The organism is Paenibacillus sp. NPDC093718 (assembly GCF_050279985.1).
Lineage (GTDB): Bacteria > Bacillota > Bacilli > Paenibacillales > Paenibacillaceae > Paenibacillus_AQ.
Genome location: NZ_JBNNUS010000001.1, coordinates 600,550 through 626,717, shown reverse-complemented (window position 1 = coordinate 626,717; position 26,168 = coordinate 600,550). Strand labels below are relative to the sequence as shown.

The window sequence follows — 26,168 nt, the reverse complement described above, 5'->3', positions numbered from 1 at the left end:
GTCCAGAATGATTGGCCAAGAATATAATGGACTAGGTTAAGTTGAAGGGTGGGAACGTCATGCATCATACCGATCGGGTAAGGAGCCGTGTACCGGATGGCATTCTAATTAGGGGCTTGTATTCTGCTGTTTATTTGGTTGAGCATGGCAAGAAACGGCCCATTTGCGATATGGTGACTTTCCATTCGTACGGATTTACCGCGAAAAGTATGGTGGAATTGAATGAGTTGGTTCTCGAAGAAATGGAGACCGGGTCACCCGTGAATATATCCGGGGATTTCATCCTGAACAGTCCTTCAACCCTTCTGGTAAAAAACAGCGGATCGGAAATCTATCTGTGGAGCGATCGGCGTCTTCATCCGATTATTTCCCACGAAATGTATCACAGGCTCCATTTTAATTATTCCAGCTTTGTCATCTTGCCGGACGAACTAATCGCTATACTCCCTCAAGGGGATATGATTCATGATGCATCCTTGCTCACGTCTTTTCTTATTAACGGCAGAGTGTACAGCGCTCCGAATGGGTTGATCTACTATGGGGAGCGGCATATGCTGCGAAAAATCGGAGGACCCGCCATCTTTGCTTTCTATCGGTGGAGAGTTGAAGAGATTGTTCATTTAACAAGTGAAGAGTTCCACAACTGCCGAATAGGGGAGCCGATCCTGTAAATAATTTCGCAGTATTAGAAGCTGTTTATGACGAGGTTTTTTCGGAAAGGGTGGGGTGCTTGAAGATATTGCTCGTGACGATATTCCTGATTCCTCATGTCGGTGGACTATGGAAGTATATGCTGCAGATCAAGCAGGGGCTTGAGGCACTGGGGCATGAGGTCGACATGGTCGGTGACAGAATTGATTGCTTTTATGTGTATGGAGATGATAACCGGAAGGTGTTCAAGAGTCATTATAAACCGATGTTGGAGGCGAATCTCCCAGCAGCATCCCCTATATTCTCGGATAATTGGGTCAGGCATGCTGAATCTGAGCGGTTATGTTTGGAGCTAACGCTTTCTTATTTGGACTTGGAGCAATACGATGTCATCCATGCACAGGATGTGCTGGCTGCGGCAGCCGTCAGTCGTGTGAAGCCTGCGGGCATACCCTTGGTAACCAGCATTCATGCTTCAGTGGCACTTACTATTTTGAATATGATCCAAAATGATCAAGGGATTAAACCCTCCAGCCCATTACTCGTCTGGAATTATTATAAATCGATTGAGAATATCGGGGGCTCATCCAGCGATCAGGTGCTTCTGGCTTCCGAATGGCTGAGGGATGTCGTGGTATCGTACTTTGGTCTGCCGGTATCCCGGATCTCATTGATTCCCTATGCGATGGATATTCCAAGCTTCGAAGACAGGTTGAAGAAAGAGCACGAACTGACTCGACCCGTAGACAAGAAAGTGATCATCTGCACCTCCAGACTCAGTCATGAAAAGGGTATTCACGTGTTGTTGGAAGCCTTGGGCAAACTCCATGCCTTTCGTCAGGACTGGGAGTGCTGGCTAGTTGGAGACGGTGATCAGCATTCATTGTACGAAGATCGCGTTGGTCAGTTGGGTATGGCGGGGGCAGTCCGTTTTTGGGGCTCGCGTGACGATGTTCCTGCGTTGTTAGGGCTGGCAGATATTTTTGTTATGCCAAGTCTGATGGAGACCCTCTCCTATTCTGTGATGGAGGCGCAGATTGCCGAATTGCCGATCGTTTCTTCGGATGCGGGCGGTCTTAAGGAAGCGGTACAGCATGAGGTGAACGGCCTTCTCTTTCAGAACGGGAATGACGATATGCTTACTGCACGTCTGAATATGTTGCTGGAAGATGAAGCGTACCGTAGGCTTCTAGGTAAACAAGCGCGGAAATGGGCATTGGCTCATCGTGGTCTGGATTGCATGGTGAAGCGAGTATTGGAAGTTTATCAAAAAGAGATAAGCAAGGCCCAGTAACCTAGGAAAGGGAGGAAGGACCATGCATTTGATAGAGGTACCCGGAGACCAGTACAGTCATTTGTTTCTGGTCAATCAATTCCCTTCGTCTTTAATGGTGAATCAAATGGTGTGGGAGCAAACAGTAAGCCGGCTTCCTAAGGATTATTTCATACCGGATTACCGGATTATTAACATGATGATGAATATGAAATAGAATGATCGAATGGAGGTATGGGAATGGGAACATCAAACTGGCAGAATTTATCTTTTTGTGTGGATCTGATCCGGTATGTATCTCCGAAGTCCGTACTGGATGTCGGCGTTGGATTTGGCCGTTGGGGAATGATCTGCCGCGAATATTTGGATGTTTGGGAAGGGCGCGTATTCCGCACATATTGGGATACGCGAATCGAAGGGATTGAAATTTATCCGGTCAATATTGATTCATATCATTCCTGTTTCTACAATATCATCCATGTTGCGGATGCGTTCGATCATATACAAGCGGAGGTTCAGCCAGGACAATTCGATCTGATCATTCTCGGTGACGTTCTGGAGCACTTTACAAAGGAGCGGGCGCTTATCCTGCTGCAGACCTGTATTGAAAAATCCCGTTTCGTTCTGCTGAATGTTCCGATTGGAACAGACTGGCCGCAGGGAGCAGTGTACGGTAATGATTTCGAAACCCATTTGAGCACATGGACAACGGAGGAACTGGATCTGTTTCCCGTAGTCGACAAAAGGCATTTTAAGGATTACATTAACCGTGATTTCTCCACGTATTTGTTTTCGATGCCAGGTAAGTAGCTAGAAGGGAGGCTTGCGCGATGTCATCTGAATCACATTTGCAGACCATGGTCACGAAAGTACCGCTGGAATTGTTATTTACGGATTTCATAGAAGAGGAACATAAAGCCGAAATTCCAAACTACACGGAAGCCTGGTATGAAGTTCATACTAGATATGCCGATCTTCCAATTATTCGGTTGTCACCCCATTTGCAATTGTACCGTTACCTTATGAATCAAGGGGGGGATCCGAAGTTGTATCTGGATTGGCATACCTCCATATATACCACCCGTGATATGAAGGTACCTATCTCGGATTATGATCTATTGGAACAGCGGTGCTTGCAATATAGCACGATGGCTGCCCTATTTGCCAATAACCTGGATCATTTCAATGACGATCCGATTTTGGTCGAATACAACAGAAAAGGCGGTTATTTTCGTGTGAAAGACGGCCACCATCGGGCCATTTTTCAGTACTGCAGCGGAGTTAGACGGATTCCCGCCCGAATGACTGTTCGTGATTATGAGGATTGGAAGAATACGGATGCCGTGAACCAGGTAACCGAGGTCTTTTCCCGTCATCTTCGAACCTTGATTTATACGCCAATTCTGAATCCTCACTTCATGCATTTGAAAAGTGAACGGGATGATGTCTATCCGACCCGTATGGATCTGATTATGGAGTATTTGGGTTCTACATCCATTCGAGGAAAAAGGGTAATCGATATCGGCTGTAACATCGGATATTATGCCAGGCACTTTACGCGTCAGGGGGCTATCGTCACAGGTTATGAGCCAATGGCTGAGCATTACGAGCTGGCGAGGCAACTGAACGTTCTCGAACGAGTTTCCTTTGACCTTAAGGAGGAGCGGTTTGAACGCTCAAGTCTTACGGAAACATACGATATCGGGTTGCTTCTAACCGTATTCTATCATGTGATGGGCGATCTGCCGGTACGGGAAGCATTTCTGAGGAAATTAGACAGGAGTGTTACAGGCGTTTTATTTTGGGAATCCGGGGCTGAGCCGGAGAAGGAGAAGGCTATTTTGCTTAGTGGAACGCAATTTGACAGATATAAGAAATTGGGGGATACCGAGGGAACCGGGAAGAAGAGGGAGTTTGGTGTTTTTCTGAAATCATCCTACAATTCCGCGAGTTTTATATGAATGGAACATCTTCCGTTAGGAAGGTGTTTTCTTTTTATTCTTTATTGAAAAAATGATATATTGTAAGAAACAAATAGATAAAATGGAAATTTATAATGAGACAAAACATAGAGAAATGAGCTGATTCTATTCTATGAAAAAGATCGTTCTGGCTGGTGGAACGGGTTTTATCGGAACTTATCTTGCGAAAAAATTCACGGATGAGCAGCAAGCACAAGTACTTATGATATCCCGACGGAAGGGCCATATCGCATGGAACGATCAAGAAGCGATCGTCGCTGCTCTGGAGGGGGCGGATATGCTGATTAATCTTGCAGGTAAATCGGTCAATTGCCGTTACGATGAGGAAAATAAGAAGCTAATTCTGAAATCAAGAATAGATACAACGAATATACTCGGCACTGCTATCGAGGCATGCCTTACTCCTCCTCGTACATGGTTTAATTCCAGTACGGCCACGATTTATCGCCATGCGGAAGATAAGCCGATGACGGAGGAACAGGGCGAAATCGGGACGGGTTTCTCCGTTGAGGTTGTCAAGGAATGGGAGCGCGCTTTCTTCTCGTTCTCACTGCCTCAAACAAGACAAATCGCTTTACGTATTGCCATCGTGCTGGGACCGGGGGGCGGCGTCATGATGCCATATGTTAACTTGGTAAAATACGGACTCGGTGGCGTTCAAGGTACGGGTAAGCAAAAGTTCAGCTGGATTCATGTGGAGGATCTGTATCGCATGATCCTGTTTTTAAAAGAGAGGGCAGAGCTGAGCGGGATATTCAATGGTGCATCCCCTCATCCGGTTACGAACAAGGAATTAATGGAGCAGCTTCGGCTTGCATTGAATCGCAGAATGGGATTGCCATCACCCAAATGGCTGCTTGAACTGGGGGCCCGGCTGATCCAAACCGAAACGGAACTCGTGCTGAAGAGCCGATGGGTCATTCCGGACAGACTCTGCAAAGCAGGATTTCATTTTACATATGATACGCTGAATAAAGCGCTTGCTGACATATTGAAGCGATAAGGGGATTTTAACGCTTGGTGGTTTGCTCATTGTAAAAATGATTGCATATGGAAACGGAACGGATAGAATGAATTTAGTAGATGAGAGAGGGAGTGTCCAATAATGAATTCTGCGTTTACGATTATGGAGGTCAACCAATTAGAAACCGAAATGCATCATCAATTAACGGAATTATTGATTCGGGTAGTAGAAGATGGGGCATCGGTAGGATTCTTAGCTCCGCTGTCTTACGATGAAGCTTCCGCTTATTGGGAGGATGTGCTTGGCCCAGGGGTTACCCTGTGGGTTGCCGTGCAGGATGGGCAGGTGATCGGCACGGTTCAGCTGCAGTGTGCCATGAAGGCAAACGGCAGACACCGGGCCGAGGTAGCAAAACTGATGGTGGATCCTGTATCTCGTCGCGGAGGTATCGGCAGAACGTTGATGCTTCATCTGGAGCCGAAAGCCAAGGCAGAGGGTAGAACGTTGTTGGTATTAGATACCCGGGAGGGGGACCCCTCCAACAAGCTGTATCAGTCTCTGGGTTACATTCAAGCTGGAGTCATACCCGATTATGCCATATCCTCTAACGGTGAAATGGACGGGACGGTGCTGTATTACAAACGTATCTAAGCCACGAAACGGAGGGGGTGGATGGATCGAGATGAGCGGTTCTATCGCAAATGGACGGCGATTCGGGAGAAGGGGAGAGCATGGAGAGGCTAAAACACCCGTTATGGCAATTTGACCCGGTCTTATGAGAAACAGCGGAAGAAGAACTTGCCGTAGCAGCGAGTTCTTTTTGTCTTCTGAGAATGGACATCGATAGACGTTTTCTAATATCGGCCGTCGGCATTACTAGCCATTCCGCCCAACATGGTATACTGTTTTTTAGCAGTAAATAGAGAAGGGATTGTGGTTATGGGTTACCAGCTGACCGAACGGGTGATCAAACTATTATGCGGAAAGACCTCCTACGATCGCGGCGGGGTTTTATATAGAGATGGACATGTAACGATGTTGAAACAAGATCCGGACGCTCGAAAATACGAGGCAGGAGTGACGGATCAGGAGTCGGGTATCGCCTATGCCGAGATTGACTCGAACGGGGATGTATTCACGGAATGCAGCTGTATCGATTATGGATTCTCCCGGAAGCGGTGCAGACATATTGCGGCTCTGCTCTTGAACATCCGTGATATTGAGCAAACGGTAGAAGCTCCAATGCGCCCCTATCCATCGTTATTACATCCTTCTGGGAGCGGAAATGCCGGAGACGGGCAATTAACGCCTCGGTACTCCCCAGAGCATGACAGAAGTTCGGACGAAGAGGAGCAGGATGCGCAGCTCAGCAGCCAGCTGCTCGGATTGTTCTCTTATTCTGCAATCCGGAGGGCTACGGCGGCGTCGAGGTTTGACACCCGAGAGGTGTTGGAGATGGAGTGCATGTTCAAGTTAACTCCTTATGGAAATCGGAAATACCTGTTCGGCGTTGAGCTGCGAATCGGTAAGAAACGCTTGTATATCGTGCAGCGAATCCGAGAGTTTCTGGCGTGTGTAAAACACGGCGAGACCTGCATGTTCACGAAGAATTTCACGTACGATCCGGAGCAACACAGCTTTCAAAAGGAGGATGATGATATTCTCCAGGAGCTCATTCGTATATATGAGCATGAAAGCATGTTTAAACAATCACTGGACATGTACACTCAGCATGGTAAGAACGGAAGCGGTGACCGAATGCTGATGATTCCTCCCACTTTTTGGCCACAGGTAAGGGAACGATTATCCCATTCGAACCATTCCCTGTTGTCTTTGGACGGGATCCTTACGGATAAGCTGGAATTCGTTCAAGATCCGATCCCCCTTCAATTCGAGTTTGATGAAGCCGGGGACGATCATTACCTGATGAAGATCGAGGGACTGGATCGAATGATCGTTCTGGAAGGCTACGGCCTCGTCATTGTGGACGGTAAGCTCATTCAGCTTGAATTGGATGCTTGCAGAAGACTCTCCGAGATGAAACGGCTGCTTGAGAATTCGAATAAACCGCATATCCGGATTCAACCTGAGATGATGGAGTCCATTATGGAACGGGTGGTTCCGGGACTGATGAAGCTTGGAAGTGTCCATGTGGCACAGACTGTATCGGACCGCATTGTCAAAACGCCTTTAAAAGCGAAGCTCTATCTGGACCGGGTGCGCGGCCGGCTTTTGGCCGGACTCGAATTTCAATACGGAGAAATCACCATTAATCCGTTGGAGGGTCATCGCGCTATACGAAGCAGCAGCTCAATCCTCGTTCGCGACGGAGAGCAGGAGCAGCGGATTCTTGAGCTCATGGAGAACGCCTCCTTTGCCAAAACGGATGGCGGTTTCTTCATGAACGATGAGGATGCCGAATACGATTTTCTGTATCATACGATCCCTCAGCTGGAGAAGCTGCTGGTTGTTTATGCAACGACAGCCGTTAAGGAACGGGTGCTTACTGAACCGATGGGAGCCAAGGTGCGGGTGGAGGTCGACGAACGGACGGATTGGCTCGAATTGAAGTTTGACATGGAGGGGATTCGGGAAGCCGAAATTCGGGAAATCGTCAAATCGCTTGAAGAAAAACGCAAGTATCACCGGTTGCGAAACGGAGCGCTGCTTCCGCTGGAGAGCGCCGAGTTCCAGGCCATGGTTGCCTTAATGAACCGGGTAGGGCCTTGGTTATACGAAGGAGAGGGCACGCAGTTCAAAATGCCGGCAGTCCAAGGACTTCAGCTGCTGGATTGGGAAGAAGCGGGATCAACGGTCCAGCTTGGCCGATCCTTGCGCCGAATGCTGCAGCACGTGAAGAATCCGGATCATTTGGATTTTGCCGTGCCGCCGAGCCTCGAAACGGTCCTCCGGGATTATCAGAAGTTTGGTTTCCAATGGATGAAGACGATGGCCCACTACCGCTTTGGCGGCATCTTGGCCGATGACATGGGGCTCGGTAAAACCATTCAGAGCATTGCTTTCATTCTGTCGGTGCTCCCGGAGATCAGAGAGCGTAGCGAACCTGCACTTATCGTGGCGCCAGCATCACTGCTCTATAACTGGTTTAACGAGCTCCAGAAGTTTGCGCCCGAGATCAAGGCCGTCATTGCCGATGGCACGCAGACCGAGCGGACTAAGATTATACAGAATGCGGGGAACGCAGATGTCATCATTACTTCGTACCCGCTGCTCCGCAGGGACGTTGAGCGGTATGCGAAGCTGCCGTTCTTAACGTTAATTCTGGATGAAGCCCAATTCTTCAAAAATTACACAACGCAAACGGCTCAGGTTGTCAAAACGCTTCATGCCCGTTATCGGTTTGCGCTGACAGGCACCCCGGTCGAGAACCGACTGGAGGAGCTGTGGTCCATATATGACGCCGTTTTCCCGGCACTCTTTGGAGATCGAAAAGCGTTTCAGGAATTGCCGAAAGAAACCGTGGTGAGGCGGGTGCGTCCCTTTCTGCTTCGCAGGCTGAAATCGGATGTGCTCAAGGAGCTGCCGGAGAAGATCGAGACGGTTCAGGCATCGAGCCTGCTGATCGAACAGAAGAAGCTCTATACCGCCTATCTTGCGAAGTTAAGGCAGGAGACGCTCAAGCATTTGGCGCAGGATGGTTTTCAGAAAAGCCGAATTCGCATCCTGGCGGGCATTACCCGTCTGCGCCAGATCTGCTGTCACCCGGCCCTATTCGTGGAAGGCTATGAGGGCAGTTCGGCCAAGTTTGAGCAGCTCCTGGAAACCATTGAAGAATGTCGTCTTGCAGGAAGAAGAATGCTGGTATTCTCCCAGTTTACAGGGATGCTGAATTTGATTGCCGGGGAGCTCGGATATCGGGGGATTCCGTTTTTCTACCTGGATGGACAGACTCCGGCATCGGATCGCGTGGAGCTGTGCGAACGCTTCAACGAGGGAGAACGGGAAGTATTCCTCATCTCGCTGAAGGCAGGCGGAACGGGGCTGAACCTGACCGGGGCCGATACGGTGATCTTGTATGACCTATGGTGGAATCCGGCTGTGGAGCAGCAGGCGACGGACCGGGCACATCGCATCGGACAGAAGAAGGTTGTGCAGGTGATACGGCTGGTTGCTCAGGATACCATCGAGGATAAAATGGTCGCTCTGCAGCAGAAGAAGAAGAATCTGATCGAGGAACTGGTTCAATCGGGAGAAGAATCATTTCCAAGCTGGACAGAGGCGGAAATCCGGGAGCTGCTGACGCTTCAGAGCTAGCCTTTTGGGTATAGATGGTGCTCGCTTCCAAAAGGGTGACAAGGAGTTGTTGTTTTGAAGAAAACCATGTTTCTCATGCTGGCAGTCGTATTGATCGTCATTAGTTACATGCCGCTGTTCCTGGGCGGATATGTATACAATGAAGAGCAGGCCATGCGGCGCTTCCATCCTGCATATACCGGGGATAAGTTATACGAGAGAACAGGGGATCATCATAAGCTGATCGTCTGGCATGATGGCAATGTGAAGATGGTCACAGTCATGGAAAATAAATGGGGACTGCTGCACCGTGCTTCGAACTCGGTTGTTCTGGAACGAGGATCCGAAGATGAACCCTTTACTCGGATCTGGTCTGCTAGCCATCGCGGGGAGGGTATGTATGATACCTTACTGGCGGTCGAGACTCCAGAGAACGAGAGCAGGAGGATCATCGTGACCAATGAGCCATGGGATGATGAGCCGATCGATGATCTGGATCAGATCAAAGCCTTGTCCGGGATCTACATTGAAATGGACGTCGAACAAGGATATGCCCTTCATTATGAACAGCTGCCTGCCGATCAAATCGGAGGTTTTATATTTCGAAGTATCGATTCCGAAGGGAATATTCTCTCCGTTCAACCTTAGCTGGATGGGCGCAGAACATAAACGCTGATATAATAGCTGTATGTGATTGATGTAACGTATACTCCAGTTATAGAATAGGAAGGTTTCCGGGATGATATCTTTTTTACTAACGTTAAAACGTCTTTTCAGCGGTCTGTTTCGAGCGTTTAAGCAGCGGTATTTTGTAGCGCTGTTTGTATTGATCGTCATTATGCTCATATCGGGTACGATGTTTTATACCAGGCAAGAAGGGTTATCGGTGCTGGATGCACTGTATTTCTGCGTAGTGACTTTAAGCACGGTAGGACATCCGGAATTCGTGCCGCAGACGCCGCTAGGTAAAACATTCACGATGGTGTATATTGTCGTCGGTACGGGTTTATTCCTGGGGATGGCCGGACAATTGGCGTATGCCTTAATCCGAACGAATCAAAGGGATGAGTAAGACTAAAAGAATTCCGAATGGAAAATAGGAAACGTCCAGGCGATTGAGCTGTAACCCGCTATGTGGAAGGTTCATAGAAAAGAGTCCTGGACTTAACTAGCAAGCAGATGACCTCTGAATTCGTCAGGGGTCATCTTTTTTAATTTTCGCGGGTATCGCTTAGATGAGCCGCTTACCCTATAGGACCGTTACCGCAAAATAAAAGCTGGCGCGTCCCTGATCCAAAGGCCATGTACATTGAATTTCGTACAGGTACGAGCCGGGTACTGCGGGTACGGTATATCCGTCGTTATCGGGATCCGTCAGGTTTTGAATGGTGAAACCATGTATTCCTTGGGGTGGCGTTGTTTTAATGTCCACGCCGCCTTTGACAACAACAGGTGTTATATCCTTCAGTTCCGGCCGGACTGCATCCGTCATCGAACACTTATCCCCGTCGCACCATGAATAAAGGTACCCGCTTCGCTGCACCTCGATTTCGGTGCCGTCGATCGTCACCTTGGGCATCGGAGGTTCGGCGGATTGCACCCACAAGGTTTGGATGGCTTTGCGGGCATTTTCCTTTGAGATCGGTTTTAAATTCTCTGATCTCGATCCAACATAATACCCTGTACCAAATACAACGATTAGCAGAATTACATATAGAACCGATCGGGTTTTCTTCATGTAATAAAGCCTCCTTATATATCTCTCGTCTCATCATTAGTCGGGAAATATGTTATAATTTTGAAATCATGCATTTCCATTATAAACCAATCGTGGGTTGCAGGCGTTATATATAAGAGAAGATATCGAAGAGGGATGAATCTATGACACTGAAATGGTTGGATTGGGCAAAAGAGATACAGGCGATCAGCCAGGCCGGACTGGAATATACGAGGGATGTCTATGACAAGGAACGGTTTGAGCAGCTGAGGGAGCTCAGCATCAAGATCATGCAGGAGTATACCGAAGCAGGCGACGAGAAGATCCGTACGCTGTTTGCGAGTGAAACCGGATACCAAACCCCGAAGGTGGACGTCCGGGGCGTTATTTTTCAAGACGGGAAGCTGTTGCTGGTGAAGGAAAAGGCCGACGGGGCTTGGGCGCTGCCGGGAGGATGGGCGGACATCGGTCTATCGCCTGCCGAAGTTGTTGTGAAGGAAGTGAAGGAAGAAGCGGGTTACGACGTGCGTGCAGGAAGACTGCTGGCCGTATTGGATAAAAAGTTTCATAACCATCCGCCTTCGGCCTTCCACGTGTACAAAATGTTCATTCAGTGCGACATTACGGGCGGAGCTGCAGGCGTGGGGACCGAGACGTCCGCGGTTGGTTTTTTCCGGCAGGACGAACTGCCGCCGTTGTCTGAGGAACGGAATACGAAGGAACAATTGCAGCGAATTTTCGAATTCGAGAAACAGCCGCATCTGCCAACTTGGCTGGATTAAACCATATAACAAAGGAGCGTAGACAATGTGAAGGGCTTTAAACCTTATAAGGACGTGCCGGATGAAGCGGAAATGAAACGCAGATTCAATGGACGGATCAATATTTTCTTTTTTAGTGCTTTTCTTATCTTTTGCGTCATTATCGTTAGAATGGCCATTTTGCAGTTCGTGGAGGGACCCGAGCTTGCGAGTCAGGAAACCGGAGGAGAGCAGAAGCACTTCCCGCTGCAGCCGATCCGGGGATCCATTATCGATGCGTCCGGCACCAAGCTTGCCTACTCTACGGCTTCGAACTCTTTATATATCACGCTCATGAAAGATTACAGCAAAAAGACGGACAAAGGAAAAGAAAACCGGCCGGAAGCGGAGGCGATGGCGAAGCGGCTGGTCCAGGCGTTTAACAAGTATGGGGATCCGAACTTGGAGCCGATGACCGTCAAAAAAGTGATGGACGACCTAGATTTGGAATATATTAAGCAGCATGGTTATGAACCCAGACGAATTAAATCCGATTTGACGAAGGAAGAGATCGCTTATTTCATGGAGAACCGAGCCAAGTTTCCCGGCATCCAGATCGTGGAGGAGAATGTAAGGCACTATGACCCGGATACGGTGGCCGTTCAGACGATTGGATTTCTAAAGAAGTTCAGAGGCTCTAAAGACCTTAAGGATTATGAGGCTATTGATCAAAGCAACAAGGATCAGAAGAATCCCGGCTTGATCTACACGGAAGAAGAGTGGATTGGCTATGACGGATTGGAGCGGATGTTTCAGGAAGAACTGCGCGGCAAGAGCGGGTATCTCAGTATTCCGATCAATCCGCAGAATATGGTGGACGGCGTACCGACGATGGTCGCTCCCGAAAAAGGCCATAATATTCATACCACGATTCATAAAGACATTCAGCTTGCCACGGAGCAGGCCATTATGGATCAACTCCAATACCTTCATACCCATCCGGTATCGGGTAAGCTGCATAAGGATGCCCTAACTGGATATGCGGTCGCCATGGAGGTGGATACCGGTAATGTAGTCGCGATGGCGAGCATGCCGGATTACGACTCGAATGTGCGGGTAAATGGTGGCAAGATTACGCCGGATATCGTGGACGCGTCAGGTAACGGCACGATAACGATTTATGGATCAGGTCGCTCGGGAAACGGGTTTGAATCCATGATCTATCTCGGTTCGGTTATAAAGCCGCTGACGGTATTAATCGGACTGAATGAGGGATTATTTGGCTTGAACGAAACGTATCCTGATCAGGGTTATGCATCAATTGGCAGAGAAGGAAGCGAAACGAAAATTTCCAACTCGAGCGGCCATCGAAATGGACCTATCAAGCCGCAGTTAGCAATCCAGCAATCCTCAAATGCTTTTATGATCGATATGATTGGCAAAAAGCTAGTCAATAAGTATGGTGGGGAGAAGGGCGTTGAGGTCTGGGGTAGATATATGAAGGAGTTTGGGCTTGGCGTCAAAACGGGAAGCGGTTTGCCAGGGGAACTAGAGGGCCGTGGGGAGTATACCAATACGAAGGCAGCGGGAAGTAATCTCGCTGCGTTAGCCTATGCGTCTTTCGGACAGATGGGGAAATACACGCCGCTGCAGCTTGCTCAATACACCGTCATGCTGGCGAATGAAGGCAAGCGGGTCAAGCCACAGCTGGTCAGCAAAATCACGGATCAGGAAGGCAAGGTGGTCAAGGAATTCGGGCGCGAGGTCCTGAACGAGGTCGAATTTCCTAAAACATACTGGCAGACCATTAAGCGGGGGATGAATACCCAGGGGCTGGCAGCATTCGATGATTTTAAATATGATTTTGCCCGCAAAACGGGAACCTCCGAGCAGGAGGCTAAAGTAAATGGAAGGTGGCAAAAGATTGATAACGGGGTCTTCATCGCCTTTGCTCCGCGTGATAATCCGAAGCTGGCGGTTGCCGTCGTTGTGCCGGAAGGCGGCTTCGGCTCGCAAAGCGCTGCGCCGATTGCGAGGAAAATATTCGACGCTTATGATGAAGTCTACGGACTTGACGGAACGCCGCATCCGAAGAAGACTGAAGAGCAGAAGAAGGATAGCGACGAGGACGAGACAGGGGACAATAGATAAGAAGCGTAGACGCAGAATCGTGAAGATTAGCGATGGGAGACGAGGAGACTAAACCAATGATAGTGGATGAAAGTATATCGGGTGCTGTTAATCGATTATTAATCAATACCATTCGCTTGTGAGGTGCAAATCATTATAGGCAGGCTGTAGAGGCGAACTTATCCTCTCCAATCCTGCCTTTTTTGTAACTCATTTAATCAATAAGGATTGTCCTTGATCTTCAGCACTTCGGCGAGAAAGGTAAGGGCCAGGCCTTGGCCCCAGCCTTGGATTCGCTTATCGGGCACGCCTTTGTAACCTGCGGCGTCCTTCATGACGGCGGTTCCCGCAGATACGCCGGTTACGGTACCATCTTCGGTGATCTTGGACAAGATGCCCTCGATCGATTTTTGCGTGTATTTATTATAGATGCGTCCTTTAGTCAGCAGGGCGGCGGCGATGCCGGCCGAGCCGGACGTTTCCAGCGGAGACTTCGGATCGGTCGTAATCGTATGCCACAGGCCGGATTCATGCTGCAGACGGACCAGGGCGCTGAGCTGGTCGCGCAGCGAACCTTCGATAATCATGAAGGAAGGATGCGTGACAGGCACGAGCTCCAGCGCACGAGCCATCGTGATGGCGGCCCAGGCATTGCCCCGGCACCAGAAGACGCCTGACATATGGTTGCCGGCAATATTGTCCCATCCGTGGTAATAGAGATTCGTAACAGGATCCTGCAGGCAATCCTCATGGCCATGATACTGCTTTAGGCCATCCTCGAAGTAATCCTCCCGGTCCAGCATCACGCCGATCCGAAGCAGGAAGTAGCCTGCCATGAACATCGTATCAACCCACGCCTGCTCCGGAAAGTTATACGTTTCGGAGTTCACCGTATGCTGAAAGATGCCGTTGCCGAAACGCAGCGCATCATGCGTGAGAAACTCGGCCATTTCCTTGGCGGTTTCAATATATCGCTCATCCTCAAAAACCTCGTATAAGGTCAGGAGGGAGTGGCCGATGGAGACGCCGTTGACGGAAAGCTTCGGCAGCCCCTCTTCCATATTTTCATCGACCCAGGCTTTCAGCTGTTCCAGATACTCCTGTTTGCCGGTGGCCTTATAGGCTTCACATACTCCGTAAAAGGCGACTCCGCCCGGCCAATCCCAGCTAAAATCCATGCGAAAGGTCCGGTCAACCACGCGGTCTATGACATTCTCAATCTGTTGATCATCAAATACAAGTACTGGCATGATGAGAAACTCCCTTCATATTCAATTGAATCTATGTGTATGGATTACCCTTTCAATCCCGTCGTGCTGATTCCTTCCACGATATATTTCTGGAAGATAAAGAAGACGACGACGACCGGCAGCAGCGATAAGGTAGCCATAGCAAACATGCCGCCCCAGTTGTTAAGCGACTCCCCGTCAAGGAACAGCTTCAGGGCAAGTGATACCGGGTATTTCTCCGGATTGTTCAAGTAAATGAGCGGATTGATGAAATCGTCCCATCTCCAGTAGAAGGAGAAAATTGAACACGTAATGAGAGCGGGTACGATCAATGGCACAACGATCCTGAAAAATATCCCGTATTTGCTGCATCCGTCAATTTTGGCGGCTTCATCCAGTTCCTTCGGAATGGTGCGAATAAATTGCATGATCAGGAAGATGAAGAACGGAATGCCGAAGAATTGGGGAACAATCAACGGTTTGAAGGAAGACAGCCAGCCGAATTTGGCAAACATCACATACTGCGGAACAATCACGACATCATGAGGCAGCATCATCGTAATCATCATGCAGGCGAACCAGAATTGCTGGCCGAAGAACTTGGTCCGAGCCAGGCCGAAGGCGACAAGCGCAGAGGAAGCGACGGCACCGATGGTGGATATGATGACAATGATAAATGAATTTTTAAAGAAGGTGCCGAAGGTAGTCCCGGCAAAACCCTTCCAGCCTGTAGCATAATTCGAGAATTCCAGCCGACTCGGAATCAGGCTGTAAGCCGTCGTGAATATTTCATGATTGGGCTTAAGCGAGCTGGCGACCAGCCACAGAATCGGATAAGTCATGCAGAGGGCGAACAATCCGACCAGGGTATGGTAGAGAACACGTCTGGATTTGGTCATAACCGTCAATCTCCTTTCGATTCGTAATGAACCCAGCGGGTGGATGATCTGAAGATGAGCAGGGTCAGGACACCAACGATAATGAGCATGATCCAGGCAAGCGCCGACGCGTATCCCATCTCAAAATGTGAGAACGCCTTGCGGTACAAATAGAGCGAATAGAGCAGCGTTTGGTCCAGGGGCCCGCCTTCTCCGCGCGAAATAATATAGGCCGGAGTGAAGGTCAGGAACGCCGAAATCGTCTGGAGCGTCAAATTAAACAAAATAATGGGGCTGAGCATCGGCAGCGTAATCTTGAAAAAGCGATGGACCGCATTGGCACCGTCCACGCTGGCAGCCTCATAGTAATCCTTCGGGATATTTTTCAAACCAGCCAGAAAAATGATCATCGAGGAGCCGAACTGCCAGATCGATAAGGCGATCAGTGTCCATAGCGCCGTGCTCGGATTCCCGATCCAAGAGGTCGTGGAATGGATCCCGAAGAGGGAAAGGGCAGAGTTCACGAGTCCCTTGTCGCCAAAAATCTGCTGCCACATGATAGCCACGGCCACGCTTCCGCCGATCAGAGAGGGCAGGTAGAAGGCGGAGCGGTACAGCCCCACGGCCTTGGTTGCGGTATTCAGGATCATGGCAACGAAGAGGGCGAAGATGAGGCGGAGGGGGACACTGGCAAATACATAGGTGAACGTGACCTGGAATGATTTGCCGATCTTGTCGTCTTCCAGGAACAACCGTTCATAATTCCCCAGGCCCAGCCATCTTGGCGCTTCCATCAGATTATAATTGGTAAACGAATAATACAGGGACGACAGGATTGGATATAAGGTAAAGATGAGAAAACCAAGAACGAACGGTGCTGAAAATACGTAACCGGTGATGTGCTCGTTCTCACGGAACCTCTTCATAGATTTCAACCCCTACGATTCAGATTTGGTTGCGCCCCGTGCAGGGGTCACTGATGTAAAAAGGCATCTCTTGCACGGGAAAGACGTGCCGGAGATGCCTTGTCTAGCCGTGTCCTGGTTATTGCTGAGATCTGGCCAAGATGGCATTCGCTTCCTTGCGGAACTCGGCCGCGGCATCTTCGATCGAGATTTTCTTGAACAGGATGCGTTCGCTGAGATCTCGCAGCAGCTTCTCGATCTCTACCGCGCCGATCGGGTTAGGCGGATCGCCTGGCGTGCTGTTGGCCTCAGCCCAAGTAACGTAGTCGAAAATTTTGGCTTCGTTCTCGGAGAGGAGCGGCTTGAGCGCTTCCTTCACCTTGGCGGATACGGGAACGCCGCGTTCACCCTTGATCAGCTTGTTGGCCTCAATGTCGTTGATGAAGAAACTGATGAATTTGGCGGCTTCTTCTTTATGCTTGGAGGTTTCGGTGACCGAGAAATACATCGAAGGTTTCAGGAAGAGTCCTTCTTTTGTTCCGGGTCCCGGCATCGGATTCAGCTCCAATGGACGATCGGTTACCAGATTGGCCACGGCGAGGAATTGGTTGGACCAGCCGGTGCCTGATATAGAGTTGCCAAGGACAATTTCATCCTCTTCGGCTACGCCTTTCTTCTGGGCTTCCTTGTCCAGGGACAGGATATATCCGTTGTCGTACCATTTCTGGTAGCGGGTGAAGTAATCGATAAAAGGCTGATCGTCGCTGTATCCGATCGTTTTACCGTCAGCGCTGTACATTTTCTGCCCGATGGTTCTTAGGTAGTACGGGAAGAAGACATCATGCCGGTAAGCAAAGCCTCCGATTTGCAGGCCTTTTTCTTTGGCTTGGGCCCCCATTTTGTCCATGTCGTCCCAGGTCCATTCCTTGGACGGAATATCGATGCCGTTCTTCTTCATCGTCTCCACGTCGAATGTAGTTTGGAGTGCGTTCACGCCAAGGTTCATGGCAACCAGCTTGCCGTTGACCTCACCGCCGCTCAGCGCATTCTCACTGACGTCAGCGACATCCAGCTCGCCGCTCTCGGTGAACGGCTTTAAATCAGCCAGCTGATTCCGGCCTGCATATTGATTCAGGTAGGAGATGTCCATTTGGATAATGTCCGGAAGTCCGCCGGCCACCGCTTGGGGAGCAAGCTTCTTCCAATAGTCATCGAATGGGGCATATTCCGGTTCAATGGTGACATGCGGATTCTGGGACTCATACATTTCGATGACCTTCAAGGTATAATCATGCCGGGACTGACCGCCCCACCACGCAATACGGAGCTTGATCGGATCCTTGCTATCGCTTGCAGCCGCCGGCGGCGTTTCCGTTCCGGTTCCGCCGTTTGCCGGCGGTTCAGCAGCGCCACCGCCCGAACAGCCAATCAAACTTCCGATCAGGGAAAACATCAGAACCGCGTTTAACACTTTTTTCATTCCATTTCCTCCCCTTTGTTAATCAACCATTTCATGTCGCTTCAAATGTTAGTGCTTACATTCCCAATTATCTTGTTTTCGCGGGGAAAGAGTAAGGAAAAAAACCGTGCAATTTGTTTAAAAAGCAGAGATGTACGTACAAGTTAATCACTCTTTTTCATATATTCAGAGGGTGTACAGCCAATCTGTTTCTTGAACACTTGGCTGAAATATTGAGGATTATCACCGAAACCGAGTCGTTCTGCCATTTCAAAAATTTTGATATCGGGATCGCTTGCCATCATTTCGGTTGCGCGCTTCATTCGAAGTTTCATCACGTAATTGGAGAACTTCTCACCGGTCTCCTTCTTGAACAGCTTGCCGAGATAGTCGGCGTTCATATACAGCATGTCGTTTGCCACCAGATTGAGGGTAAGCTCCGAGTTCCCGAGCTGCTCCTCGATAATCTCAACCACCTTACGGACAATGGCATTATATTTAACTTTGTTCTGCTCGAAGTTTCGCAGCGTGATTTCCCGTACCGTTTTCTCCAAAAAAGATTGAATGGCTTGAAGCGTATTCATCTCGACGATTTCCGGAATCCGTGCATAGCGTTCTTGCATCTGATCCGGGTCGGTTAGACGGATGAGGGATACATATTGCTGAATGACATAGGATTTGGTCATGTCGATACTAAGCTGCGCCTGCTTCAGCTCCTGAACAAATTCGGCCAAGGCAAGCTCCGCTTCGTTGCGGTGGCCGGATCGAACCGGCATGCACATGCGTTCCTCGTCGAGGACAAACGCTCCTTCCAGGTCGCCGGCGTGCAGCGTATCTTCCGTCGTGATCATCCCGCTCTCATCCAGATAGAAACGGTAGTTCAAGCATTGCAGCGTATCCCGGTACAGCTTCCGCGCCAGGGTAACAGGTCCGGGATCGCTGATCGCGATCGTGACGTCCATCTTGTAATACTGTTTAAAAGTACACCGGATATCCTGCAGCTGCTCATGGAGCCGCTGCTGATCATTATGGTTCTCGATTAGCACCAGTACATGCTGTCCGATCGTCGTACTCAGCAGCGTTGTGTCCAACAGATCCTCGGCAATGTTCTTCACGGCAAATTGATGCTCGTATTCGACGGTGCCCTCCAGCTGGAACAATAGCAGCCGTACGGGCTGATCAAAATCATATTGGAACAGGCTGCGATACTCCTCCAAGTCATGGCGTCCATAGGTTTTATTGGTGACAAACTCCTTAAGCACCTGTTCTTTGACATGGGGCAGCACCTTTCGGAGCCGGTCTTTCATTTCCTGGACAAACGATTCCTTGTTCCGGTTCTGGGTCAACTCGTCGATGACCTCTTTCAGCGCTCCTCCGATCTTGGCCTCGTCGGTCGGCTTCAGCAGATAATGCTTCACGCCGTATTGCATGGCGCGGTTGGCATACTCGAATTCGCCGAAGCCGGACAACAGCACGAATTTGATATGGGGGTGGGAGGCGTGGGTCTTGGCTACGAGCTCCAGCCCATCCAGTCCCGGCATGCGAATATCGCATACGACGATATCCGGATTCTCCCTGATGATTTTTTCATATGCTTGAATTCCGTTCTGGGCCGTACCTGCCAGCTCGGTTCGGTATGCCCGCCAGTCCACCATCTGAGATATGCCATCGAGAATAATCCGTTCGTCGTCCACAAGCAGAACTTTGTACATCCGAATCCCTCCCTTATTTGGGTAAATACAGAATTACACGGGTCCCAAGACCCGATCCGCTGTCAATGGACAAACCGTAGTGGTCGCCAAAAGCCAGCTTGATTCGTTCATCGATGTTTAACAGTCCAATCCCGTTGCCGCTGGTGGCCAAGTCGCCGTTTCGCAATTGCGTCAAGGTGTCCGGCGCCATGCCGGGACCGTCATCCTCCACGATGACGCAGAACGCGGAAGGCGTCTCCTTGCAGAATAACGAAATTCGGCAAGGGTCAACGGACGGCTCCAGTGCATAATGAATCGCATTTTCGAGCAGGGGCTGAAGGGATAGCTTTGGGATTTTGCGGTGCAGATCCTGCTCCTTAACATCGAGCGTAAATTCTAGTCGGTCTTCAAACCGGAACTTCTGAATGATAACATAGTTTCGGACAATCTCCAGTTCTTCTCCCAGTGTCAGAATCGGCTCCTTCAGACTGACGGAGTTCCGGAGAAGAAAGGCTAAAGCTTGCACCATGTCGGAGATTTGGGTTTGCTTGTTCATCTTCGCCAGCCAGTTCACGGATTCCAGCGTGTTATACAGAAAGTGGGGGTTGATTTGCGCTTGCAGCGCTTTGAACTCGGTCTCTTTGATCAACAGCCGGTTTGAATAGTTCTCGGTAATCAGCGCGTTGATTCTCTCAATCATGAGGCGGAATGTTCGATGCAGCAGGCCCAGCTCGTTCATGGCGACTGGGGCGGCGTCCTGAGGTAGCACGTTGGCTTCCGCAAAGTTTCCTTTTTCTGCGAGCTTCATTCGAGAGATGAGACTTTCGATTGGACGTGTCAAGCCCCGGCTGAACCGGATGCCGAGCAGAATCGCAACCGCAAAAATTACGGTGAACACGATGATGACAAGCTCTTTAATGAATATGATTTGCTTGAAGGTTTGGTTAAAAGGCGTGACATTCATATACGTCCAACCCGTGTTGCCCGATCGGTTATGTGCGATGAAGTAGGTATGGCCATCGATTTCGCGGGTAAGGTACCCGTTTCCGGATGACAGGGAGAATTGAATGACCGCCGGATCAAAGTGTGGCGTTGCCGGATAGATCACGTCCGCACCCGAGGTCATGATCAGGTCGCCTTCCCCACCGGCGGATTTCCGGACGATTTTGTCCATATTGATGCGTATGATGATGGTACCCAAATAGTTAAGATCGAATAATGTGCCGGAATATGATCTTATTTCCCGGGAAAGTAGAAGGGCCGAATCTGTTTCGTCCGGGTAAATCCAGCGTTCTTCCCCATCTGCGTCCCCCGCAAGCTGAAGAATCAACTCCTTCTTGGAAGGATCAATCGGGACAACGCTGCCGACGTCCTGCTGATGATCATACGAATCGATCAGGTGAATGGAGTAGAGCATGGGCTCGGAGCCTACGTAATTCAGGAGGCGGTCCACCAAATGCTGCCGGAGGATGAGCCTGTCATAGTCGGATTCGCTTCCGGCGATGGAACGTAATATATTCTGGATCTGGGTATCGGTAATGATATTAAAAGATAATTGTTCGATCCGCTCGAGCTCTGCCTCAATCGCGGAGGAAGACAGGTGAAGGACCTGGGATGATTTGAGGTACAGCTGCTCGTCGTAGATGGAGAAGGCATACTGCTGGACGATGACGGCGAACGTGAATGCCATGGCAACGATTAAACTGATAAGAAGGGAAAGCTTATTTTTGATTTTCATATTTTTATATATTGTTATCCATTTTTGCACGGCAACGTCTCCTTGCGCTGGTCCAAAATATTGTGTACACATTATGTACCGGGCTGTAAACGCTGTCAATACAAGCGCTGTTATTCCAGCACTTGGAATAATTATAGAAACTATGCTTATGTAGTCGGTTATTTGAACAAGGAGAACGGTTATTTTAATTTATGTTCGGAGGCTCCCAATCCATAATGGATTTAGATGAAATTTGAACAGGAGAGGTGAAGTACGTTGCAATGGATGTATAAATTTGATTTTGGCACGGGAACGCCGCGCCAAGAACATATCAAAATAAACGCTGAAACCTTATATAATCCCGACCTTGGCTACGGATTCCATTCCTTATCCAACATCTCTGCCTTGAAGCGGGCAGGGGAAGAGGCATTAACGGGAGATTTTATCATACCGCTGAATGCTGCGTTTCAAGTCGATGTGATCGATGGTCTGTACACCCTGCATCTGCTGATCGGTGATGCCTGGTTTGATACCGAAACCACGATTCGTGGAACGGAAGGTCAGATGCTGCTGGACGGGAAACGGATACCGGCAGGCCACTTTGAACGATTTAGCATCACGGTGCCGGCCGTCCAAGGCAAAATCGTACTGACCTTCTCGGGCCGGGCTCCCCGGATTAATGCAATGGAAGTGGCACCTGCGCCACATGCATGCAACTTGTTTTTGGCAGGGGACTCAACGGTAACGAACCAGCCTGCGGACGGTTATCCCTATGCCGGGTGGGGGCAAATGCTGCCCGCTTATATTAAAGCGGATGCGGCTGTGAGCAATTATGCGCGTTCCGGCCGAAGCTCCAAGAGCTTTATTACGGAGGGACTTCTGGAGCAAATACGCGAGAAGATGAAGCCTCGTGATTATATGCTGATTCAGTTTGGCCATAACGATCAAAAGCGGGATGAGGAGAGGTATACGGAGCCTTTTTCGACATACAAGGAGTTTTTAAAGAAATACGTGGATGTTTGCCGGGAGAAGCAGGCGACGCCGATCCTGGTAACGCCCGTTCATCGTCGCTATTTTGATAGTAAGGGGCTATTGGAGGACACGCATGGCGATTATATCACGGCGGTGCGCGAACTTGCTGAGGAGGAGCATATTCCCTTGGTCGATTTGGCGGCGCTGAGTTTGGAGTATTTTAACCAGCTCGGTCCCGAAGGGACCAAATCCGTGTTTATGTGGGGGAGGCCAGGGGAATATCTTCTGTTTCCGCAGGGCGTAATGGACAACACTCATTTTCAAGAGCGCGGTGCGGCCCGATTGGCCGATATGGTGGTTGGCGGCTTGAAGGCACTTGGACTCCAGCCGTTGTCACTGTTTCTGCGCTAGCATGATGGGTCGGAACGTGGATTAAAGGAACTTTCTGCGTTGATAGCGAATCTAGTATCTATTCAAATTCCTTAAATTATGAGTTGTGAGGAGTGAAACACATGTCAAAAGGTGAAAAACAATGGATTATTCCGGACGGGTATATCCCTCCTGAAAGCAGCGGAGAACTAACCAGTCATGAATCCGTCTGTGTGTTGAACTTAACCGAGCAGGACGTTGTGGTTACGATTCATGCTTACTTCGAGGATCGTGATCCTTTGCTAGGAATGGAAACCATCGTACCAGCAAGAAGAACCAAGCACATACGAACCAGCTCGCTTCAAACGGACGGCGGGCACGGTATTCCTCCAGGTATTCCTTATGCGATGGAAGTTACGAGCAGTGCACCCGTATTTGTTCAATACAGCCGTCTCGATTCGACTCAGCCCGAGAATGCCTTGATGAGTGTCATGGCGTATCCGGTAACCCGATCCTAAGGAAGGTGATTGAATGGTACAGGATGTATTATATACCTCAGAGCCGCCTGAGGATTTTCGTCAACTGGAAGCATTGTACGCTTCGCTTGGCTGGAACTCTATTCGACTATCCGTCACCGAATTGAAAACCATGTGTTTGCAGAGCTGGTATGCCATCTATGCATATGAAGAACATACACTGGTGGGCATGGGGCGGGTGATTTCCGATGGGGTTATTACGGGCGTTATTTGCGGACTAGGCGTGCATCCGGATTATCAGTTTAAGGGGGTAGGCCGGCAGATCCTCCATCGATTGGTTGAACATTGCGAGAAGTCCCGGGTCTTCCCGCAACTGATGTGTGAAGAAGGGCTGGAACCGTATTATGAGAAGCTGGGTTTTCAGCGATTTACCATTGGGATGAAGAAGGATATACAGCGAACTCATTCAACGGATGTCCCATAATCTTTGATCGTTATTTTAACCTCATACTGGATCGGAACCTCGCTAAAGGTCTGATCCCAATCTTTTTTAACTGTTTTCCATAGATGAGGATACTTGATTCTCAATTTGTTTCCGAAGCCGGCAACGTCCGTTTTGTATTCGTGTTGAATTTTATCCAGTACATTCTCAACTAAATGCTCCACCTCTTCTTCAACAGCTTTTTCCACTCTTTTCAAGAAGTCAGTTTCGATGGTTTTCTCTGAAACCACCCAATGCTCGGCAATTCTTCCTTCAGACTCGATTTCTATATTAAACGAGATGTTGTTTCCAGCAACATGAGGTTTAATTTTACTTTTCATGGACAACACCTCGTATATAATGGGCTCACCTGTCTTTTTATCAACGCTTTTAACCAAACCGCCTTTCCCCTTTCCGGTTATCCACGTTAAGCCCTCCATTTCCTTTTCATTCAAAATACCGCGCAGTTTTCTAGTTCTCCCTTCAATGACGGCAGCTCCGGTGAATTTTATTTCTCCTTTCGTCGAGACGATATTTTGCAAAAGAAAGCTGGCTCCTGAATGCAGCTTCCCCTCTATTTTGGTAAGCGTAGTAGGAGGCAAAATTTTGGTGGTTCTTCCGTGACCGTGTGTCATTTCAACGAGTTGAAACGCTGGAATATCTGTTGGCTTTTTCGATTCTAGTGTTTGACTCGCACGGTTTTGAGCGATAAGAAGGAGGCCGCTTGGTCTCATCTCCTGTTCCCTAATATAAAAATCCAAAATCTTTTGCAGGTCCAAAGTACGTGCAAGATCCTCTCCAATGACAATCACTTTTGAATGCTCAGCAAAAGCGCGTTTGTCGATTCTTAATATCATATTACGTAAAGTTGGCAGGATCGCTTCTCCTGTTTCAGAAACGTTATTATAAGCTTTTTGTTGTGATGAACTGCTTTTTGTTCCCTTGCCTGTTGTCTCTGCGGTGACAAATTGATTGGTTATCGTAATTCGATCCCGGCGGGGAGGCCCACCTGCTTGTCCCGCTGACTCTTCCTGTTTTTCTAAATCCAATGAAGTACCTACGATAAGCCCCAAATCTTCAATTTCTTTATTACTCCAGCATCCTGCGAGAGGTAGGAGTATAAGAAGCAACAGCGCGCTTAAGAGGATCCGTATCGTTGTATGCTTCAAGCTTTTCCACCCCTCATTCTCGATACTAGAAGTAAGATTAATGGTAGTACCGCAAATAACAATAACGCGACATTGCCGATGATATCTCCAAACGTAAAGAGGTCATTGATATTTTTTGGAACCATGGCAATGATGTAAATGATCGGTATTAAACCATATATAAATGGATGTATGTTCTTTTTGAAAAGTTGAGCCAGCCCTAAAGCGGCCGCATAGTAGGTGATGGTAAACGTAGTGAATATCTGCATAATCCATATCACAAGCAGCAAAGATTCAAACCGCTCAAAGATCAAACCGGGGATTTCAAAACTTCGCATAAGCTCAAGTGTAGGCCATGTGCTCATAACCACTCCATCGATAGACAAGGCTCCTATGACCATGACAACGGTGATGACGTAAAAGAGCATGGGGATAAATACTCCGACAAAAACAACTTTTACGGCCTTATCCGGCTGTTTCATAAATGCTACAAGGAGCAACATAATTTCAGAACCTAAAAAAGCGAGAGTGGTTGTCTTTAATCCGTCCAACATGGGGGCTATTCCCAACCCCAATACGGGGCGGAGATTATCCATCTCAAATATGCCAAAGCTCAAAAGGGCAACCAGTAAAAAAATGACAATCGTAATAGGGAATATGATTTCAAACAGACGGGCGATCGTGTTGATTCCGCCTATGATCAGATAGAGACCTATCCACATAAAAGGCAAGATGATGGCCCAAGTGGGGGTGCCTTCAAGCAAAAAAGGGCCTGTTACTTCTGCCATCGTTCTGACTTCATATGCAGAAATGGTAAAAAAGTAGCCTATAATAAGTAAACTAAGGAACCCGCCCAGCCATTTGCCTACAATTTCTTGGCTGTATTGATAAAAGGTTTTTTCGGGGTATCGTTGGTTTAATTTTACGATGATCACCCCCACAATCATCGCGATTATTCCGCCCAAAATCACGGTAATCCATACATCGGGTGTTTTCTCCTTCTCCACAGATGTTCGGGGCAGTGTGAGGATCCCGGCTGCAAGAATATAATTCACCAGGATAACCGCTGCTTGCGAATTCGTAAGTTGGTCTTTGGAACTACCTGTCATAGCTGGTTATTTCCTTTCTTGGA

The 26,168-nt window shown here is 48.9% G+C and carries 24 protein-coding genes; 15 read left to right on the top strand and 9 right to left on the bottom strand.

Annotated features, from left to right (window positions below; all coding sequences use genetic code 11):
* The first annotated feature begins 59 nt into the window (after window positions 1–59).
* From ACQKPA_RS03005 to ACQKPA_RS02960, 10 genes are all read left to right on the top strand, one after another.
* A complete protein-coding gene (locus tag ACQKPA_RS03005; RefSeq protein ID WP_427489242.1) occupies window positions 60–671 on the top strand; it encodes a hypothetical protein in 612 nt (203 codons plus the stop codon).
* A gap of 59 nt (window positions 672–730) precedes the next feature.
* Window positions 731–1,945 carry a glycosyltransferase family 4 protein gene (locus ACQKPA_RS03000; protein ID WP_427489240.1) on the top strand — a complete coding sequence of 405 codons (1,215 nt, stop codon included), beginning with the start codon at window positions 731–733 and terminating at the stop codon, window positions 1,943–1,945.
* Between the two features lie 22 nt (window positions 1,946–1,967).
* Window positions 1,968–2,141 (top strand): hypothetical protein, encoded by a 174-nt coding sequence (locus ACQKPA_RS02995; RefSeq protein WP_260065904.1) that lies wholly within the window; start codon window positions 1,968–1,970, stop codon window positions 2,139–2,141.
* A 23-nt stretch (window positions 2,142–2,164) separates the two neighbouring features.
* Window positions 2,165–2,734, top strand: a complete 570-nt coding sequence (locus ACQKPA_RS02990) for a methyltransferase domain-containing protein (protein ID WP_427489238.1) — start codon at window positions 2,165–2,167, stop codon at window positions 2,732–2,734.
* 20 nt (window positions 2,735–2,754) lie between these two features.
* A complete protein-coding gene (locus tag ACQKPA_RS02985) occupies window positions 2,755–3,885 on the top strand; it encodes a class I SAM-dependent methyltransferase (RefSeq protein ID WP_427489236.1) in 1,131 nt (376 codons plus the stop codon).
* A 133-nt stretch (window positions 3,886–4,018) separates the two neighbouring features.
* The gene (locus ACQKPA_RS02980; RefSeq protein ID WP_427489234.1) at window positions 4,019–4,909 is read left to right on the top strand and encodes a TIGR01777 family oxidoreductase; all 891 of its coding nucleotides are present in this window, start codon (window positions 4,019–4,021) and stop codon (window positions 4,907–4,909) included.
* A 102-nt stretch (window positions 4,910–5,011) separates the two neighbouring features.
* Entirely contained in the window at window positions 5,012–5,521 is a 510-nt protein-coding gene (locus tag ACQKPA_RS02975) for an N-acetyltransferase family protein (RefSeq protein WP_427489232.1), read from the top strand.
* A 288-nt stretch (window positions 5,522–5,809) separates the two neighbouring features.
* Entirely contained in the window at window positions 5,810–9,145 is a 3,336-nt protein-coding gene (locus ACQKPA_RS02970; RefSeq protein ID WP_427489230.1) for an SNF2 helicase associated domain-containing protein, read from the top strand.
* 54 nt (window positions 9,146–9,199) lie between these two features.
* Window positions 9,200–9,772, top strand: coding sequence for a hypothetical protein (locus tag ACQKPA_RS02965; RefSeq protein WP_427489228.1), 573 nt, complete (start codon window positions 9,200–9,202; stop codon window positions 9,770–9,772).
* 91 nt (window positions 9,773–9,863) lie between these two features.
* Window positions 9,864–10,196, top strand: coding sequence for a potassium channel family protein (locus ACQKPA_RS02960; protein ID WP_260065890.1), 333 nt, complete (start codon window positions 9,864–9,866; stop codon window positions 10,194–10,196).
* A 177-nt stretch (window positions 10,197–10,373) separates the two neighbouring features.
* Here ACQKPA_RS02960 and ACQKPA_RS02955 read toward each other — a convergent pair whose 3' ends face one another.
* The gene (locus tag ACQKPA_RS02955) at window positions 10,374–10,862 is read right to left on the bottom strand and encodes a hypothetical protein (protein ID WP_427489226.1); all 489 of its coding nucleotides are present in this window, start codon (window positions 10,860–10,862) and stop codon (window positions 10,374–10,376) included.
* A 143-nt stretch (window positions 10,863–11,005) separates the two neighbouring features.
* Between ACQKPA_RS02955 and ACQKPA_RS02950 the strand changes: the two genes are divergently transcribed.
* Window positions 11,006–11,623, top strand: coding sequence for an NUDIX hydrolase (locus tag ACQKPA_RS02950; RefSeq protein WP_427489224.1), 618 nt, complete (start codon window positions 11,006–11,008; stop codon window positions 11,621–11,623).
* A 27-nt stretch (window positions 11,624–11,650) separates the two neighbouring features.
* Window positions 11,651–13,732 carry a peptidoglycan D,D-transpeptidase FtsI family protein gene (locus ACQKPA_RS02945; protein ID WP_427489222.1) on the top strand — a complete coding sequence of 694 codons (2,082 nt, stop codon included), beginning with the start codon at window positions 11,651–11,653 and terminating at the stop codon, window positions 13,730–13,732.
* A 197-nt stretch (window positions 13,733–13,929) separates the two neighbouring features.
* Here the strand turns inward: ACQKPA_RS02945 and ACQKPA_RS02940 are convergent, their stop codons facing one another.
* The 6 genes from ACQKPA_RS02940 to ACQKPA_RS02915 form a co-directional block, all read right to left on the bottom strand.
* Window positions 13,930–14,961: a glycoside hydrolase family 88/105 protein gene (locus tag ACQKPA_RS02940; protein WP_427489220.1), complete on the bottom strand. Its 1,032-nt coding sequence runs from the start codon at window positions 14,959–14,961 to the stop codon at window positions 13,930–13,932.
* Window positions 14,962–15,005: 44 nt separating this feature from the next.
* The gene (locus ACQKPA_RS02935) at window positions 15,006–15,782 is read right to left on the bottom strand and encodes a carbohydrate ABC transporter permease (RefSeq protein WP_427490244.1); all 777 of its coding nucleotides are present in this window, start codon (window positions 15,780–15,782) and stop codon (window positions 15,006–15,008) included.
* 62 nt (window positions 15,783–15,844) lie between these two features.
* On the bottom strand, window positions 15,845–16,744 hold the full coding sequence (locus tag ACQKPA_RS02930; protein ID WP_427489218.1) for a carbohydrate ABC transporter permease: 900 nt from the start codon (window positions 16,742–16,744) through the stop codon (window positions 15,845–15,847).
* 118 nt (window positions 16,745–16,862) lie between these two features.
* The gene (locus ACQKPA_RS02925) at window positions 16,863–18,203 is read right to left on the bottom strand and encodes an ABC transporter substrate-binding protein (protein ID WP_427489216.1); all 1,341 of its coding nucleotides are present in this window, start codon (window positions 18,201–18,203) and stop codon (window positions 16,863–16,865) included.
* A 143-nt stretch (window positions 18,204–18,346) separates the two neighbouring features.
* Window positions 18,347–19,894 (bottom strand): response regulator, encoded by a 1,548-nt coding sequence (locus ACQKPA_RS02920; RefSeq protein ID WP_427489214.1) that lies wholly within the window; start codon window positions 19,892–19,894, stop codon window positions 18,347–18,349.
* A 13-nt stretch (window positions 19,895–19,907) separates the two neighbouring features.
* On the bottom strand, window positions 19,908–21,641 hold the full coding sequence (locus tag ACQKPA_RS02915) for a cache domain-containing sensor histidine kinase (protein WP_427489213.1): 1,734 nt from the start codon (window positions 21,639–21,641) through the stop codon (window positions 19,908–19,910).
* A gap of 234 nt (window positions 21,642–21,875) precedes the next feature.
* On the opposite strand from ACQKPA_RS02915, the gene ACQKPA_RS02910 reads away from it, so the two are divergent.
* From ACQKPA_RS02910 to ACQKPA_RS02900, 3 genes are all read left to right on the top strand, one after another.
* Window positions 21,876–22,973 (top strand): rhamnogalacturonan acetylesterase, encoded by a 1,098-nt coding sequence (locus ACQKPA_RS02910; protein ID WP_427490242.1) that lies wholly within the window; start codon window positions 21,876–21,878, stop codon window positions 22,971–22,973.
* Between the two features lie 101 nt (window positions 22,974–23,074).
* Entirely contained in the window at window positions 23,075–23,449 is a 375-nt protein-coding gene (locus ACQKPA_RS02905; protein ID WP_427489212.1) for a sensory rhodopsin transducer, read from the top strand.
* Window positions 23,450–23,462: 13 nt separating this feature from the next.
* Entirely contained in the window at window positions 23,463–23,891 is a 429-nt protein-coding gene (locus tag ACQKPA_RS02900) for a GNAT family N-acetyltransferase (RefSeq protein ID WP_427489211.1), read from the top strand.
* Here ACQKPA_RS02900 and ACQKPA_RS02895 read toward each other — a convergent pair.
* Entirely contained in the window at window positions 23,870–25,057 is a 1,188-nt protein-coding gene (locus ACQKPA_RS02895) for a Ger(x)C family spore germination protein (RefSeq protein ID WP_427489209.1), read from the bottom strand. The genes ACQKPA_RS02900 and ACQKPA_RS02895 overlap by 22 nt on opposite strands.
* Window positions 25,054–26,145, bottom strand: a complete 1,092-nt coding sequence (locus ACQKPA_RS02890; protein ID WP_427489208.1) for a spore germination protein — start codon at window positions 26,143–26,145, stop codon at window positions 25,054–25,056. Before ACQKPA_RS02890 ends, ACQKPA_RS02895 begins: the two co-directional genes overlap by 4 nt.
* Window positions 26,146–26,168: the final 23 nt, after the last annotated feature.

Coding starts and splice junctions, on each gene's coding strand:
- ACQKPA_RS03005 (WP_427489242.1), top strand. CDS start 60: ATGCATCATACCGATCGGGTAAGGAGCCGTGTACCGGATGGCATTCTA.
- ACQKPA_RS02995 (WP_260065904.1), top strand. CDS start 1,968: ATGCATTTGATAGAGGTACCCGGAGACCAGTACAGTCATTTGTTTCTG.
- ACQKPA_RS02990 (WP_427489238.1), top strand. CDS start 2,165: ATGGGAACATCAAACTGGCAGAATTTATCTTTTTGTGTGGATCTGATC.
- ACQKPA_RS02985 (WP_427489236.1), top strand. CDS start 2,755: ATGTCATCTGAATCACATTTGCAGACCATGGTCACGAAAGTACCGCTG.
- ACQKPA_RS02980 (WP_427489234.1), top strand. CDS start 4,019: ATGAAAAAGATCGTTCTGGCTGGTGGAACGGGTTTTATCGGAACTTAT.
- ACQKPA_RS02975 (WP_427489232.1), top strand. CDS start 5,012: ATGAATTCTGCGTTTACGATTATGGAGGTCAACCAATTAGAAACCGAA.
- ACQKPA_RS02970 (WP_427489230.1), top strand. CDS start 5,810: ATGGGTTACCAGCTGACCGAACGGGTGATCAAACTATTATGCGGAAAG.
- ACQKPA_RS02960 (WP_260065890.1), top strand. CDS start 9,864: ATGATATCTTTTTTACTAACGTTAAAACGTCTTTTCAGCGGTCTGTTT.
- ACQKPA_RS02955 (WP_427489226.1), bottom strand. CDS start 10,862: ATGAAGAAAACCCGATCGGTTCTATATGTAATTCTGCTAATCGTTGTA.
- ACQKPA_RS02950 (WP_427489224.1), top strand. CDS start 11,006: ATGACACTGAAATGGTTGGATTGGGCAAAAGAGATACAGGCGATCAGC.
- ACQKPA_RS02940 (WP_427489220.1), bottom strand. CDS start 14,961: ATGCCAGTACTTGTATTTGATGATCAACAGATTGAGAATGTCATAGAC.
- ACQKPA_RS02935 (WP_427490244.1), bottom strand. CDS start 15,782: ATGACTTATCCGATTCTGTGGCTGGTCGCCAGCTCGCTTAAGCCCAAT.
- ACQKPA_RS02930 (WP_427489218.1), bottom strand. CDS start 16,744: ATGAAGAGGTTCCGTGAGAACGAGCACATCACCGGTTACGTATTTTCA.
- ACQKPA_RS02925 (WP_427489216.1), bottom strand. CDS start 18,203: ATGAAAAAAGTGTTAAACGCGGTTCTGATGTTTTCCCTGATCGGAAGT.
- ACQKPA_RS02920 (WP_427489214.1), bottom strand. CDS start 19,894: ATGTACAAAGTTCTGCTTGTGGACGACGAACGGATTATTCTCGATGGC.
- ACQKPA_RS02910 (WP_427490242.1), top strand. CDS start 21,876: ATGTATAAATTTGATTTTGGCACGGGAACGCCGCGCCAAGAACATATC.
- ACQKPA_RS02905 (WP_427489212.1), top strand. CDS start 23,075: ATGTCAAAAGGTGAAAAACAATGGATTATTCCGGACGGGTATATCCCT.
- ACQKPA_RS02900 (WP_427489211.1), top strand. CDS start 23,463: ATGGTACAGGATGTATTATATACCTCAGAGCCGCCTGAGGATTTTCGT.
- ACQKPA_RS02890 (WP_427489208.1), bottom strand. CDS start 26,145: ATGACAGGTAGTTCCAAAGACCAACTTACGAATTCGCAAGCAGCGGTT.